Origin of the sequence: Rhizobium sp. N621, from assembly GCF_001664325.1 — a bacterium.
Lineage (GTDB): Bacteria > Pseudomonadota > Alphaproteobacteria > Rhizobiales > Rhizobiaceae > Rhizobium > Rhizobium esperanzae.
The window spans coordinates 1928053-1940329 of sequence record NZ_CP013495.1 but is presented as its reverse complement, the minus strand read 5'-3'; the positions used below and the strand labels follow the sequence as shown (position 1 = coordinate 1940329).

Here is a 12277-nt window from a genome sequence, read left to right as displayed (position 1 = left end):
CATGATTTCGAAAATTCTCATCGCCAATCGCGGGGAAATCGCCCTTCGCGTGCTTAGGGCCTGCAAGGAGCTCGGCATTGCCTGCGTCGTGGTGCATTCCACCGCCGACGCCGATGCCATGCATGTGCGCCTTGCCGACGAAAGCGTCTGCATCGGTCCGCCCTCCTCGCGCGAGAGCTATCTCAATATCCACCAGATCGTCGCCGCCTGCGAGATCACCGGCGCCGACGCCGTGCATCCGGGCTATGGCTTCCTCTCCGAGAATGCCAAGTTCGCCGATATTCTCGACGCCCATGGCATCACCTTCATCGGGCCGACGGCGGATCACATCCGCATCATGGGCGACAAGATCACCGCCAAGACGACGGCGCTCGAACTCGGCATTCCCGTCGTTCCTGGCTCGGATGGCGAAGTGAAGACCGAAGAGGATGCGCTGCGGACAGCGGCCGAAATCGGCTATCCCGTGCTGATAAAGGCAACGGCCGGCGGCGGTGGGCGCGGCATGAAGGTCGCCAAGAGCGAGGCCGATCTGATCGAGGCCTGGTCGACGGCGCGCACGGAAGCGGCAGCCGCCTTCGGCAACGATGCCGTCTACATGGAAAAATACCTCGGCAAGCCGCGCCACATCGAAATCCAGGTCTTCGGTGACGGTGAAGGCAACGCCATTCATCTCGGCGAACGCGACTGTTCGCTGCAGCGCCGCCACCAGAAAGTCTGGGAAGAAGCGAATTCGCCTGCGCTCAATGTCGAGCAGCGCATGAAGATCGGCCAGATCTGCGCCGATGCCATGAAGAAGCTGAAATATCGCGGCGCCGGCACGATCGAATTCCTCTACGAGAACGGCGAGTTCTATTTCATCGAAATGAACACCCGCCTGCAGGTGGAACATCCGATCACCGAAGCGATCACCGGCATCGACCTGGTGCACGAGCAGATCCGCGTCGCCTCCGGCGGCGGTCTTTCCGTGACGCAGGACGAGGTGCATTTTTCCGGCCATGCGATCGAATGCCGGATCAATGCCGAGGACGCGCGCACCTTCGTGCCCTCGCCCGGAACGATCACGCATTTCCATGCGCCGGGCGGCCTTGGCGTGCGCATCGATTCCGGCGCCTATCAGGGTTATAAGATTCCGCCCTATTACGACAGCTTGATCGGCAAGCTGATCGTGCACGGCCGCACCCGTGTCGAATGCATGATGCGCCTGCGCCGCGCGCTCGACGAATTCGTCGTCGACGGCATCAAGACGACGCTGCCGTTGTTCCAGGATCTCGTCTCCAACCAGGATATCGCCAACGGCGACTACGATATCCACTGGCTGGAACATTACCTCGCCAACACGCCGGCGGCATAGGACAGGAATGGCAGGATCGCGCAGGAAGTCACCAGGCATAACCCCTGACATCCTCCTGCGCGCCTATTCCATCGGCCTCTTTCCGATGGCCGAGTCCGCCGATGACCCGGAGATCTTCTGGGTCGAACCGGAATTGCGCGGCGTCCTGCCGCTCGATGATTTCCATATCTCGAAAAGCCTCGCAAAAACGGTGCGCAGGAAACCCTTCGAAATCCGCTTCGATCACGATTTCGACCAGGTGATCGCGGCTTGCGCGGAGGAAACATCGGGACGCCCGAGCACCTGGATCAACCAGACGATCCGATCGCTTTATTCCACGCTGTTCGAAATCGGTCATGCCCATACCGTCGAAGCCTGGGACGGCGATCAACTGGTCGGCGGCCTCTACGGCGTCTCGCTTGGCTCGGCCTTCTTCGGCGAAAGCATGTTTTCACGCCGGACGGACGCCTCGAAAATCTGCCTTGTACACCTGGTCGACCGGCTGAGGGAAAAGGGCTTCACGCTGCTCGATACGCAATTTACCACCGAGCACCTGAAGACGTTCGGAGCGATCGACGTGCCGAAGACCGAATATGCGTTGTTGCTTGCCAACGCGATGGAATCGCCACACCTGAAGTTTTAAATGTGATCGTTTCATCCTTGCGTTGATTTTCGGGCCGATTTGAATAGGCTCGGCCATGCAACGGGGGATAGAATTTTGAAACGATATTTTGCGGCCGCAATCCTTTTCGCCTTGTTCACGGGTCAAGCCGGGGCACGCCCTTACCAGGAGATGTTCTCTGCCAGGGCTTTTTCGGACGCAGAAAAACCACTGCTGCAAAAGCTCGATTTTCAACAGGGTGCAATCAAGCTGCCTGCTGCAAAGGCAATGCTGAACGTGCCCGAAGGCTTCTACTATCTCAATTCCGCAGATACGAAGAAGGTGCTGGTCGATATCTGGGGAAATCCGCCGCAGGCGGCTGAGGGAACGATGGGGATGATCTTCCCGGCGAAATACGCGCCGACCGATATCGCGGCCTGGGGTTCCATTGTCGAATACAGCGCCGACGGCTATGTCTCAGACGCCGATGCCGCCACGACCGATTACGATGAACTGCTGCAGAACATCAAGGATTCCATTCGGGAAAACAACGTCGAGCGCGAAAAGCAGGGTTTTCAAAAGATCACGCTTGTCGGCTGGGCCTCGACGCCGCATTACGACAAATCTGCGCATGCGATGCATTGGGCGCGCGATCTGCTGTTCGGTGATGATGCGCAAGCCCCACATACGCTTAACTACTCCGTGCGCGTTCTTGGTCGCCAGGGCGTATTCGAGTTCGATTTCGTGGCCGGCCTGAACCAGTTGAAGGAGATCGAGCAGGTCATTCCGACCGTCACGACGCTCGTGCAGTTCGACAAGGGAATGGCCTATACCGACTTCGTCGAAGGCGACAAGATCGCGGCCTACGGAATGGCCGGCATGATCGCCGCGGGTGCGGGCGCCAAGATCGCCGCAAAGGTGGGGCTTCTGGCGCTTGCCGCCGCCTTTCTGAAAAAGGCCGGTATCCTTATTGTCATCGTGCTTGGCGGTGCGCTTCGGTTTGCCAAAGGTCTTTTCACGCGAAACAAGACACCCACGGCATAGGCTCGCGGCTTAACCAGGAGACGGCGCCGAAATTGTGAAGCTTTTTTGGCGTCTGCCTAGCTGATATCAATCAGCGAGCCGGCGCCTTGGCGCTGTCGGGTTCCGGGACGTCCGAGCTTGTCTTGCAGTCCTTCAGCCAGACGTCGTAGATCGGATGCTCGACGGCGTTGAGGCCGGGGCTGTCGGCGAACATCCAGCCGGTGAAGATGCGGCGGATCTTGCGGTCGAGGGTGATTTCGTCGACTTCGACAAAGCCGTCGATCTTCTGCGCTTCCGCCTGGTCGCGCGAATAGCAGGCCTTCGGCGTCACCTGCAGGGCGCCGAACTGTACCGTCTCATTGACATAGACATCGAACGTCGTGATGCGACCGGTGATCTTGTCGAGACCGGAGAAGACGGCAACCGGATTGTCAATGCGGGCGGCATGCGCCGCAACCGGTGGAAGCAGAGCCGAGAGCGCCAGCAGCGATCCGGCGCCACGCAGGACCATGTACCGCGTGAAGAGCTTCATATGCACCCGTCTCCAGACATTTTCGGTTCACGGCCGCGGTCAAGCGCGGCCAACCTGCGGGTAAAGGTCAATTGTGGCCAAAAGCCGGGCTTGCGATCGCCCGGTCGGGCCGTCTCAGTTGCCGGGCGTCCAGGCGTCGTAATCGCCGGTGACACGCGGCCGCTCGCCCGGAACCGCGAGCGAGCCCGGCGGACGGTAAGCCTGCGGCGAACCGGTGAGGTTCGGACGGTGCGTCTTCTGCCATTCCTTGGCGACGTAGTTTTCCTTGGACGGCGGAACATCGGTGCGATGATGCATCCAACCATGCCAGCCCGGCGGAATGGCGGAGGCTTCGGCATAACCCTTGTAGATCACCCAGCGCTTCGGCAGGCCATAGGAAGACATGCCGCCTTCATAATAGACGTTGCCGAACTCATCCTCGCCGACGCGCTTGCCAAAACGCCAGGTCGCAAAACGCGTGCCTATCGTCTGACTGTTCCACCAGGTGAAGATTTGAACCAGAAGATTCCGCATGTCTTTTCCTTGTGCCCGCCAGTGCGGGCCAAACCAGAATTTAGCTCCTCGCTTATGCCGTCGCCAAGCCGAATTGTCCAGCGATTCCACGAGAGGCAAGGGTCATTTCAAGGCCATCTTGAAGCCGAGATGCGAAGGCTTGAAGCCAAGCCTTTCATAGAAACGATGGGCATCCTTGCGTATGGCATTCGAGGTCAGCTGTACCAGCCGCACGCCGCGGCCTTTTGCCTCTGATATGGCGAATTCGATCATTCCAGTGCCGATGCCCTGCCCGCGCATGTCGGCCCGCGTCTGCACCGCCTCGATGATCATCGTCGAAGAACCACGGCCTGTCAGCGAGGTCGTGAGCATGGTCTGGAACGTGCCGACCACTTCGCCGCCGCACTCTGCGACATAAAGCGTCTGGTTCAGCGAAGCCTCAATGACGGCGAAGGCCTTGGCATAATCGGCAAAAGCCTCGGCATCCGACGTATCGCCGTGACCGCCGAGAGCATCGGCGGCAAACATCGCCACAAGCGCCGGCAGATCGTCCCCCTGCGCTTGGCGAATGAGAATATCGGATAACTCGACCGCCACGGTCTTAATGCCCTTGCAGCGGTTTTTCGAAAATCAGCGAGGGAATGCCGGATTGTCCGGGTGCGCTGTTCTCGTTGCGGCCGATTTCGGTGAAATCATGCGCCCGGTAGAAGGCGATCGCCGCCGCATTCTGCGGCTCGACTTCCAGACGCATGATCTCAGCATCCGGAAAGCAGGTTTCGAGCTCGGCGAAGATATCGCGGCCGATGCCCTGGCGCTGCAGCGACGGATTGACGTAGAGGAGATGCAGCATGACCGTCTTCGTCAACGCTTGCGACATCGCTGCATACCCCACGCCGCCGATGTTGCGGCCATTATCGGCGACGAGGAACTCGGCATCCTTGCGCGCCAGCCGCGCCTTCAGCGCTGCCGGCGTAAAGAGATGGGCGATCAGATCGTCCACCTTTGTTTTGCCGTGGAGTTCGTCATAGGTGGCGTGAAAGCTCTCCACCAGAAGAGCGCGCACCTTCTCGAGGTCGCGCTCTCCGGCGGTGCGGACGAAATACACGGACTATTCCTCGATGCCGAGCTTCGCCTTGACGAGCGCCTGGACCGCCTGCGGATTGGCCTTGCCGCCGGTCGCCTTCATCACCTGGCCGACGAACCATGCCGCCATGGTCGGCTTCGCCTTGACCTTTTCGACCTGTTCGGGATTGGCGGCGATGATCTCGTCCACGGCCTTTTCGATGGCGCCGGTATCCGTCACCTGCTTCATGCCGCGCGATTCGACGATCTCGGCGGGATCGCCGCCTTCGGTCAGCACGATCTCGAAAAGGTCTTTGGCGATCTTGCCGGAGATGGTTCCGGCCTTGATAAGGTCGATGATCGCGCCGAGCTGAGCCGGCGAGACCGGCGTCTGTTCGATGTCCTTGCCGGTACGGTTGAGCGCACCGAGCAGGTCGTTGATCACCCAGTTTGCCGCCGTCTTGCCGTCGCGGCCGGCGGCCACGGCCTCGAAATAATCGGCGATCGCCTTTTCGGAAACGAGCACGGAGGCATCGTAGACCGACAGGCCGAGTTCACGCACGAAGCGCTCCTTCTTGTCGTCGGGGAGTTCCGGCAGATCGGCTTCGAGCGCCTTGACGAAGGCATCGTCGAATTCGAGCGGCAGCAGATCCGGATCGGGGAAGTAGCGGTAATCATGCGCGTCTTCCTTGGAGCGCATGGAACGCGTCTCGCCCTTGTTCGGGTCGAAGAGGCGTGTCTCCTGATCGATTGTGCCACCGTCTTCCAGAATGCCGATCTGGCGGCGCGCTTCGTATTCGATCGCCTGGCCGATGAAGCGGATCGAATTGACGTTCTTGATTTCGCAGCGCGTGCCGAAAGCCTCGCCCGGACGGCGCACGGAGACGTTGACGTCGGCGCGCATCGAGCCTTCGTCCATGTTGCCGTCGCAGGTTCCGAGATAACGCACGATCGAACGCAGCTTGGTCATATAGGCCTTGGCTTCATCGGACGAGCGCATGTCGGGTTTGGAGACGATCTCCATCAGCGCCACGCCGGAACGGTTCAGATCGACATAGGACATGGTCGCGTGCTGGTCGTGCATCGACTTGCCGGCATCCTGTTCCAGGTGCAGGCGCTCGATGCCAATCTCGATATCCTCGAACTGGCCCTGGCGATCCGGTCCGAGCGAAATGACGATCTTGCCCTCGCCGACGATCGGATCCTTGTACTGCGAGATTTGATAGCCCTGCGGCAGGTCGGGGTAGAAGTAGTTCTTGCGGTCGAAGAGCGAACGTTTGTTGATCTCAGCTTTGAGGCCGAGACCGGTGCGCACGGCCTGCTTGACGCATTCCTCGTTGATGACGGGCAGCATGCCGGGCATGGCGGCATCGACCAGCGATACGTTCGAATTCTGCGGCTTGCCGAATTCCGTCGAAGCGCCGGAAAAGAGCTTCGAATTGGACAGCACCTGGGCGTGGACTTCCATGCCGACAATGACCTCCCAGTCGCCGGTGGCGCCGGGGATGAAGCGTTTCGGATCGGGCGTGCGGACGTCGACAATGGTCATCTGATGCTCTTTGCAGGCTGTTCTTTTCCACTGGTGAGGTAAAGGAAATGGCATTCCGGTGCAAGGCTTTCCCCATCGCACACCGCGGTTTGACGAAGGGCGGCGACATTTGCCTTGGGTTAACCGGGCATGGCAGTGTAGCCGCATGACGATGACCGACATCATCAAATTGGCCGCACTGTTTCTGGCGCAGAACCTGATCGTCTTTTCGGTCTATTTCCTCGACAAGCAGGCGGCGCGCCAAGGCGGGCGGCGCATCAGCGAGCGAACGCTTCTGACCCTTGCGCTGATCGGCGGCAGCCTCGGCGCGGTGGCGGCACAGCAGATCCTGCGCCACAAGACGAGGAAGGAGCCGTTCCGGTCGATCCTGGCGGCGATCCTGATCCTCCACGGCGCCTTGGCCACGGCGCTGGCCTTCGCGCCGCTATGGGCGCCTCACCTTCAGCTGGATTTTTAACTTCAGAATTCCTGCCCATAGCCGCCCTGGCTGTCCGAAACCAGCGGCTTCGTCAGCCCGACAGAGGGCACGTCGCGATCAAGCTTCGGATTATAGGCGACCGACAGCCAGTGAATGCCGTAACCGTGCTTCCGAAAAAAGCCGATTGCCTCGCTATTGCCGGAATGGGTCTGCACCGCCGCCGTCTCGAAGCCCCGGCCGGCGATATCCTTCTCGATGCGTTCGAGAAGGGCTGAGCCGAGTCCCTGCCGGGTGAAGATGGGATCGATCCAGAAATCCGAGATGGTTTCGTCCAATCCCTCGCGTGCAGCCCAGCCTGCGACCTGGCCGTTCTGCTCGATGACCGTGATGGTCAGCCAGTCATTCTCCACGAAGTTGCGAAAGGCGTTGCGCGCCGCGTCGATCATCGCATCCGATTCGCCGATCGACGCCATCGCCTTTTGCCAGGCCCTGAGCCCGATTTCGCTCAATAGCTCCGCTTCCCCGTCTCGGGCATTGCGAATGTGGATCAACGACACCTCCGCGTTACCCCTCTAACTAGATCACTGAGTCGCGGAATTTACCAGTAGCTGCAAAGGGATGATCAACCGAAACCAGGGTTTTCGACCGGTTTTCATCGACAAGGATGCTCTTGACCGCTTTTTCCGGGCCGAATAATAGATCTTATCGAGGTGTTTTATGTTGAGCCTGCCTGAGACCCGGTAAAGGCCCTGCCCGCAAGTTTTCTTGCGCGCATGGGCCCGAAAAAACGAAGCCCTGACGTTCGAATGAGCGCCAACGGGCGCCGTCTATGTCAACAATCTCGGCGAAGAAGGCCAGGAGCGGATCAAGGCAGCCTACGGGCCAAATTATCAGCGGCTTGTTGAACTCAAAAACAAATACGACCCGATGAATATGTTCTGTCTGAACCAGAACATCAAACCGACAGCGTAGCCATCATTGAAAAGCCCGGCGCGACGGCCGGGCTTTTCCTCAATCATTTTGGCAAATCTCAGAAGGTCGCGGCACCGCTGCCCCAGGGGCCGTGGTGGAAATCCTTGCCATCGAGGCGGTCGAAGCCGTGGGCGCCGAAGAAGTCGCGCTGGGCCTGGATGAGGTTGGCCGTTCCCCTGCCCTGGCGGTAGGCGTCGAAATAGGTGAGCGCCGGGACCATCGCCGGACCGGCTCCAACGCCGCAATGAAAGCTTCGCGTTTCCGCCGGTTGCTCATACCGCGCCTCTTCGCGTTCAAAACCGTCGGGCTCTATTCGCAGCTGGATGAAAGTTCAATGGCAGGTCATCAGAAGCCTATTCACTCTTCCGCGACGAGTATGAGTTGATCAGGTCCGCGGTATCGTTCTCACCTTTCTCGCGTGCAATATCGGCGGCTGTTGCACCAGTGCGATCGGTCTTCGTCATGTCCGCATGGTTCTGCAGCAATAGCTCTGCAACTTCGGTGTTTCCCCAGACCGCCGCACAGATCAGCGGGGTCACGCCGTCGGCCGTCTCGGCGTTTACGTCCGCGCCAGGGGTAGAAGGTAGTTTGCAACGGCTGCTTCGCCATTCGCAGATGCTTCGTGTAGTGCCGTCATTTCAGCACGACCAACCGCGTGTACAGAAGCACCCTTCCGCACCAGCGTCTTAACCGCTGCAAGCAAACCTTCAGCTGCCGAGACCATGAGCGGTGTTCGACCATGTAGCCGACATTGTTCAAGTTAAGTTCCTTGGAGTCGATTTCCAGCTGAGCTTGTGAAGCGCCGGCCACGATTCGCTCAATGAAATGCTCGATCTTTGACTAGTCATTCATGGGAGTAGTTGAAGCTGCCGAGTTCAATTCGGTTCAGTAGTCCTGGATACCTTTCTAAGGTCATCGGTGTTGCAGGTGCGACGACAATGGCGGCGACGTCCGCCAAGCTCATGCTTGCATTTTTACGTCGGACTCTGTTGCCACTCTATCCCCTCTTGAATCAGGTCCCGCACCTCCTCAATTGGCCGAAGCATCGGCGCCATTCTGGGTGACGCTCGACAACCGGTTGGCGCCGTCCCAGGTCAGCGTGCGGGCGCCGTCAGACATATTGCGTTGGCGTCATAGTCGATGGCCTTCGCACCGATCTGCCTTGCCGCGTACGGATGGATCGCTGACGCCGTTGTCGGGTAGACATAGGTGCCGATGCGGCGTGCACGACAGCAGGTTACCGTTCGGCGAATAGGTGTAGGTCTCGTCGAGGGTGTTGTTGCCGGCATTGTCGGCCCCGGTCAAACGGCCGAGATCGTTATATCTATAGCTCCAGCCATCGGCCGACGTCCGCTAACGATCTCCGTGATCCGGCCAATTAAAACAGGCTTTATGATTTGCGTACCCTACCGCTTGACGAAAATCTTGCCGCGGCTTGCCAAAATGATTTCATCCGCCTCTTGCGCGAGCCGACTAGAGGCTTGGGGATCAAATCCGTCAGCGAGAAACGCCGCCGTTTCCAAGAACATCTTGCCTACAGAAGGAGGCGCCAAGTCCTCTCTGAATAACAATGCGCGCTCAGCATCAATGCTATCAACAGCAGCGGAAATAATACCAACAGTCGCTTCAATGTTGTTATTTGAATAACCTAGAGATGGAAAATTCAGAACAACGGAATTCGGAACAATGTTACTCGTCAATCCGTTCGCTATGCTTAAGCTTGCCGCGCTCTCGTCTTTTGTTGATCCATTCCAAAAAGAAATTGAGAAACCAAGCTCGGGAATAATACTGTGATCCCCGTCACGCCGATTTGCGCTCTTTAAGACAATATCGCTCAAAAATTCAAAATCATTGGGATCGATGAAGCTATTTTGCATTGCTTTTCGTTTTGACGATCCACGCAGCTTCCAGTGAAAAACCGCTGGGCTGATCTTTGCAAGCCTATTCAGTAATACGCTCAAGTCGGTTGCGCATTGTTCAGGGCTTCTTGGCCTGCTATCACGGTAAGCCAATAATTTGTAACGTGTATTCATATTAATAGCCCCGAGAGTTAAACGTACTGCCAATGGTGGGAACTTGCTGCGTAGGATCCTTCACTTGAATCGATATACCTTTAATGCCCCGGTCTTCAAAAAGGTTCGCTGTCGCCCTGGCAGATTTTGTATCGGAGAATACCCACTCAACTTGTCTCCCCCCTGCCGCTTGCACCTGACGGCTTGCTTGCGCTGCAAGACTGTCCTGTCCGCTGAACCATTCGTAAAATCTTCCGTCCTTTTTAACAAAGTTCCCATATTTGTCCTTCGCCTCCAACAGGACGTCCCGATATTTATCATATCCATCAAATTTAACATTGTTCACGAGGAAACTCTGATCCGCGGTTCTTCCGGTCACCGCCATTTGGTGAGCTGCAGCTCGGGCGCTCATCCTTTCAGAGGTAGTTACCCAGGTTCCTGTCACAGCTTCGGTTTGAGCTAGACGAGACCCTTGCAAGGTCTTGCTAAATACCTGTGCCTCGCGTCCTACAATGCCCGCACCGGCGGCAAGAGGGCGGAACTCTGGATTACCGGCCCCAGTGAGGCCTTCGCCAATGAATTCGACGAAATTTGCCGCCGCCTCTAACATGTTGAGCAGAGCTTCCGGCCCGTCAGCGCTTCTTCCTCGTCCAGGAGCCGCACCCATATGCCCATTTGGATCAGACTTATTGACAGGATCGTTTTCGGAGTAGCTGTAGCGGTTGGTGCCGACGCCTTCCTTGGTCGGGTCCCAATCATCGGGCGAGATGAACCGCCCGAAGGCCGGATCGTAGTATCTGGCATTGAGGTACATCAGCCCGGTTTCGGGATCGAAGCGTTCGCCGATATAGCTTTTCTTGGTCTGGAAGCTGGTGTTGGTGGCTTCGCCATAGGCGGCATAGCCGGTCTGTTCGACCCGATAGCCGCTTTCGTTGGTCACCTGCCGCACCGAGGCGAGATGATCGCGGTGCAGGAAGAACTTGTCCTGCTCGGTGCTGCCTGATGTGACGACGATCTTGGCGTCGGGATGCGGATAGAGCGTGTAGAGGTCCGTGCCCGGCGTCGAGCGGTCGATCTCGACATTGGCGTCGGGATAGAGCGTGGTGCCGAAGGCCCAGCTCTTCTTCACCCGGGCGCCGTCCGGTCCGTAGGCGAAGCTCACCGTGGCGCCGTCCTGGGTGACGCTCGCCAGCCGGTTGGCGCCGTCCCAGCTCAGCGTGCGGCTACCGTCCGAGACCATGTTGCCGTTGGCGTCATAGTCGATCGTCTTGGCACCGATCTGCGTTGCCGCATGCGGGCGGATCGCTGATGCCGTCGTCGGATAGACATAGGCGCCGACCCGAGTGCGGGAGAGAAGATTGTGATTGGTGTCGTAGCTGTAGGTCTCGTCGAGGGTGTTGTCGCCGGCATTGTCGGCGCCGGTCAGGCGAGAGAGATCGTCATAGCTGTAGGTCCAGTTGTCGTTGGCCGCCAAGCCGGTGATCGTCTTGATCCGGCCTAGTTTGTCACGGGTATACTGATTGTCCATCAGCACCGTCGTGCCCTTCGCCGTTGTCACCCGCTCCAGCCAGCGCCGGGTCGGCGAATAGCTGAAGCTGGTCGTCACGCCATTGATGTAGGTGATCGATGTCGTCTGGCCGTCGGCCTCGTAGCTGATGGAATCGATCTGCCCGGGGATCCTGGAAAGCAGGTCGGCGTCGTTATAAAGCCAGGGCAAGGTCCGCTTGCCGACGACAATGTTGGCAGGCTGATAACCTATCGCCGTGGTTTTGCCGGTCGGCCCATGCTCGACGGTGGTCGTGCTCGCCACGCCGTCGATGACCGCCCGGGTGATGACCTTGTCGCCGGCGCCATTATAAATACGGGTGTAGGTCAGCGTCGCATCGGCGTTCTCGGCCGTGGTCAGCATGCCGGCATTGTGCGACTGGAAGGTGGCGGCAGGCTCGTCATAGCTGTTCTCAGCCAGCAGTGTCGGCACCGTCGCACCCGGCTCCGTCACCTCCTTGCGAGTGACCCGGCCCATCTGGTCGTAGGCCATCGTCGTCACCGCGCCACGCGCATCCGTTTGGCGGATCAGCCGGCCGGCATCGTCATAGTCATAGGACCAGTTGCCGAGATCCGGATCACTTGCCGTCAGACGGTTGCCGAGCAGATCGTAGGTGTAGGTCCATTGCGCGCCTTCGGGTCACGCACTCCCAGCAGACGGCCGAGTGGGTCGTAGGCGCGATACTCATACCTCGATCCAAAGGTCAACAGCACATACCGCTACGTGTGTAGTCCCGGAGA

15 protein-coding genes and 1 pseudogene are annotated in these 12277 nt (G+C 58.7%); 5 read left to right on the top strand and 11 right to left on the bottom strand.

Going from position 1 to position 12277, the window contains the following annotated elements; genetic code table 11:
- The first annotated feature begins 1 nt into the window (after nt 1).
- From accC to AMK00_RS09455, 3 genes are all read left to right on the top strand, one after another.
- A complete protein-coding gene (gene accC / locus AMK00_RS09465) occupies nt 2-1351 on the top strand; it encodes an acetyl-CoA carboxylase biotin carboxylase subunit (protein WP_064802207.1) in 1350 nt (449 codons plus the stop codon).
- 7 nt (nt 1352-1358) lie between these two features.
- A complete protein-coding gene (aat, locus tag AMK00_RS09460) occupies nt 1359-1973 on the top strand; it encodes a leucyl/phenylalanyl-tRNA--protein transferase (RefSeq protein ID WP_064802205.1) in 615 nt (204 codons plus the stop codon).
- A 75-nt stretch (nt 1974-2048) separates the two neighbouring features.
- On the top strand, nt 2049-2975 hold the full coding sequence (locus AMK00_RS09455; RefSeq protein WP_064810221.1) for a DUF2167 domain-containing protein: 927 nt from the start codon (nt 2049-2051) through the stop codon (nt 2973-2975).
- A gap of 70 nt (nt 2976-3045) precedes the next feature.
- Here AMK00_RS09455 and AMK00_RS09450 read toward each other — a convergent pair whose 3' ends face one another.
- From AMK00_RS09450 to gatB, 5 genes are all read right to left on the bottom strand, one after another.
- Complete coding sequence (locus tag AMK00_RS09450) at nt 3046-3486, bottom strand: DUF2155 domain-containing protein (RefSeq protein WP_064802201.1); 441 nt, start codon at nt 3484-3486, stop codon at nt 3046-3048.
- A 114-nt stretch (nt 3487-3600) separates the two neighbouring features.
- Nucleotides 3601-3999, bottom strand: coding sequence for an NADH:ubiquinone oxidoreductase subunit NDUFA12 (locus AMK00_RS09445; protein ID WP_064810220.1), 399 nt, complete (start codon nt 3997-3999; stop codon nt 3601-3603).
- Nucleotides 4000-4101: 102 nt separating this feature from the next.
- Nucleotides 4102-4575 (bottom strand): GNAT family N-acetyltransferase, encoded by a 474-nt coding sequence (locus AMK00_RS09440; RefSeq protein ID WP_064802197.1) that lies wholly within the window; start codon nt 4573-4575, stop codon nt 4102-4104.
- Between the two features lie 4 nt (nt 4576-4579).
- Nucleotides 4580-5083, bottom strand: coding sequence for a GNAT family N-acetyltransferase (locus AMK00_RS09435; RefSeq protein WP_064810219.1), 504 nt, complete (start codon nt 5081-5083; stop codon nt 4580-4582).
- Nucleotides 5084-5086: 3 nt separating this feature from the next.
- Nucleotides 5087-6589 carry an Asp-tRNA(Asn)/Glu-tRNA(Gln) amidotransferase subunit GatB gene (gatB, locus tag AMK00_RS09430; RefSeq protein WP_064802192.1) on the bottom strand — a complete coding sequence of 501 codons (1503 nt, stop codon included), beginning with the start codon at nt 6587-6589 and terminating at the stop codon, nt 5087-5089.
- Nucleotides 6590-6734: 145 nt separating this feature from the next.
- On the opposite strand from gatB, the gene AMK00_RS09425 reads away from it, so the two are divergent.
- Nucleotides 6735-7046 (top strand): DUF1294 domain-containing protein, encoded by a 312-nt coding sequence (locus tag AMK00_RS09425; protein WP_064810218.1) that lies wholly within the window; start codon nt 6735-6737, stop codon nt 7044-7046.
- Nucleotides 7047-7048: 2 nt separating this feature from the next.
- Here the strand turns inward: AMK00_RS09425 and AMK00_RS09420 are convergent, their stop codons facing one another.
- The gene (locus AMK00_RS09420) at nt 7049-7558 is read right to left on the bottom strand and encodes a GNAT family N-acetyltransferase (protein ID WP_064810217.1); all 510 of its coding nucleotides are present in this window, start codon (nt 7556-7558) and stop codon (nt 7049-7051) included.
- A gap of 313 nt (nt 7559-7871) precedes the next feature.
- Here AMK00_RS09420 and AMK00_RS30665 point away from each other — a divergent pair, with 313 nt between their 5' ends.
- Nucleotides 7872-7979 (top strand): BBE domain-containing protein, encoded by a 108-nt coding sequence (locus AMK00_RS30665; protein WP_082240350.1) that lies wholly within the window; start codon nt 7872-7874, stop codon nt 7977-7979.
- 58 nt (nt 7980-8037) lie between these two features.
- Here the strand turns inward: AMK00_RS30665 and AMK00_RS30660 are convergent.
- The 5 genes and pseudogenes from AMK00_RS30660 to AMK00_RS09405 all read right to left on the bottom strand — a co-directional run.
- Nucleotides 8038-8205 (bottom strand): annotated as a pseudogene (locus AMK00_RS30660) (NADP-dependent phosphogluconate dehydrogenase); the annotation flags it as partial.
- Nucleotides 8206-8332: 127 nt separating this feature from the next.
- Nucleotides 8333-8518: an ankyrin repeat domain-containing protein gene (locus tag AMK00_RS32950; protein WP_237350459.1), complete on the bottom strand. Its 186-nt coding sequence runs from the start codon at nt 8516-8518 to the stop codon at nt 8333-8335.
- 20 nt (nt 8519-8538) lie between these two features.
- On the bottom strand, nt 8539-8703 hold the full coding sequence (locus AMK00_RS32945; protein WP_237350458.1) for an ankyrin repeat domain-containing protein: 165 nt from the start codon (nt 8701-8703) through the stop codon (nt 8539-8541).
- 682 nt (nt 8704-9385) lie between these two features.
- Entirely contained in the window at nt 9386-10012 is a 627-nt protein-coding gene (locus AMK00_RS09410) for an Imm52 family immunity protein (protein ID WP_123876192.1), read from the bottom strand.
- Nucleotide 10013: 1 nt separating this feature from the next.
- Nucleotides 10014-12029, bottom strand: a complete 2016-nt coding sequence (locus AMK00_RS09405; protein WP_064810215.1) for an RHS repeat-associated core domain-containing protein — start codon at nt 12027-12029, stop codon at nt 10014-10016.
- Between the last annotated feature and the right edge of the window lie 248 nt (nt 12030-12277).

What these genes read in the sequence shown, in the direction of transcription:
- accC (WP_064802207.1), top strand. Translation starts at nt 2, where the DNA reads ATGATTTCGAAAATTCTCATCGCCAATCGCGGGGAAATCGCCCTTCGC.
- aat (WP_064802205.1), top strand. Translation starts at nt 1,359, where the DNA reads ATGGCAGGATCGCGCAGGAAGTCACCAGGCATAACCCCTGACATCCTC.
- AMK00_RS09450 (WP_064802201.1), bottom strand. Translation starts at nt 3,486, where the DNA reads ATGAAGCTCTTCACGCGGTACATGGTCCTGCGTGGCGCCGGATCGCTG.
- AMK00_RS09445 (WP_064810220.1), bottom strand. Translation starts at nt 3,999, where the DNA reads ATGCGGAATCTTCTGGTTCAAATCTTCACCTGGTGGAACAGTCAGACG.
- gatB (WP_064802192.1), bottom strand. Translation starts at nt 6,589, where the DNA reads ATGACCATTGTCGACGTCCGCACGCCCGATCCGAAACGCTTCATCCCC.
- AMK00_RS09425 (WP_064810218.1), top strand. Translation starts at nt 6,735, where the DNA reads ATGACGATGACCGACATCATCAAATTGGCCGCACTGTTTCTGGCGCAG.
- AMK00_RS32945 (WP_237350458.1), bottom strand. Translation starts at nt 8,703, where the DNA reads ATGGTCTCGGCAGCTGAAGGTTTGCTTGCAGCGGTTAAGACGCTGGTG.
- AMK00_RS09410 (WP_123876192.1), bottom strand. Translation starts at nt 10,012, where the DNA reads ATGAATACACGTTACAAATTATTGGCTTACCGTGATAGCAGGCCAAGA.
- AMK00_RS09405 (WP_064810215.1), bottom strand. Translation starts at nt 12,029, where the DNA reads ATGGCCTACGACCAGATGGGCCGGGTCACTCGCAAGGAGGTGACGGAG.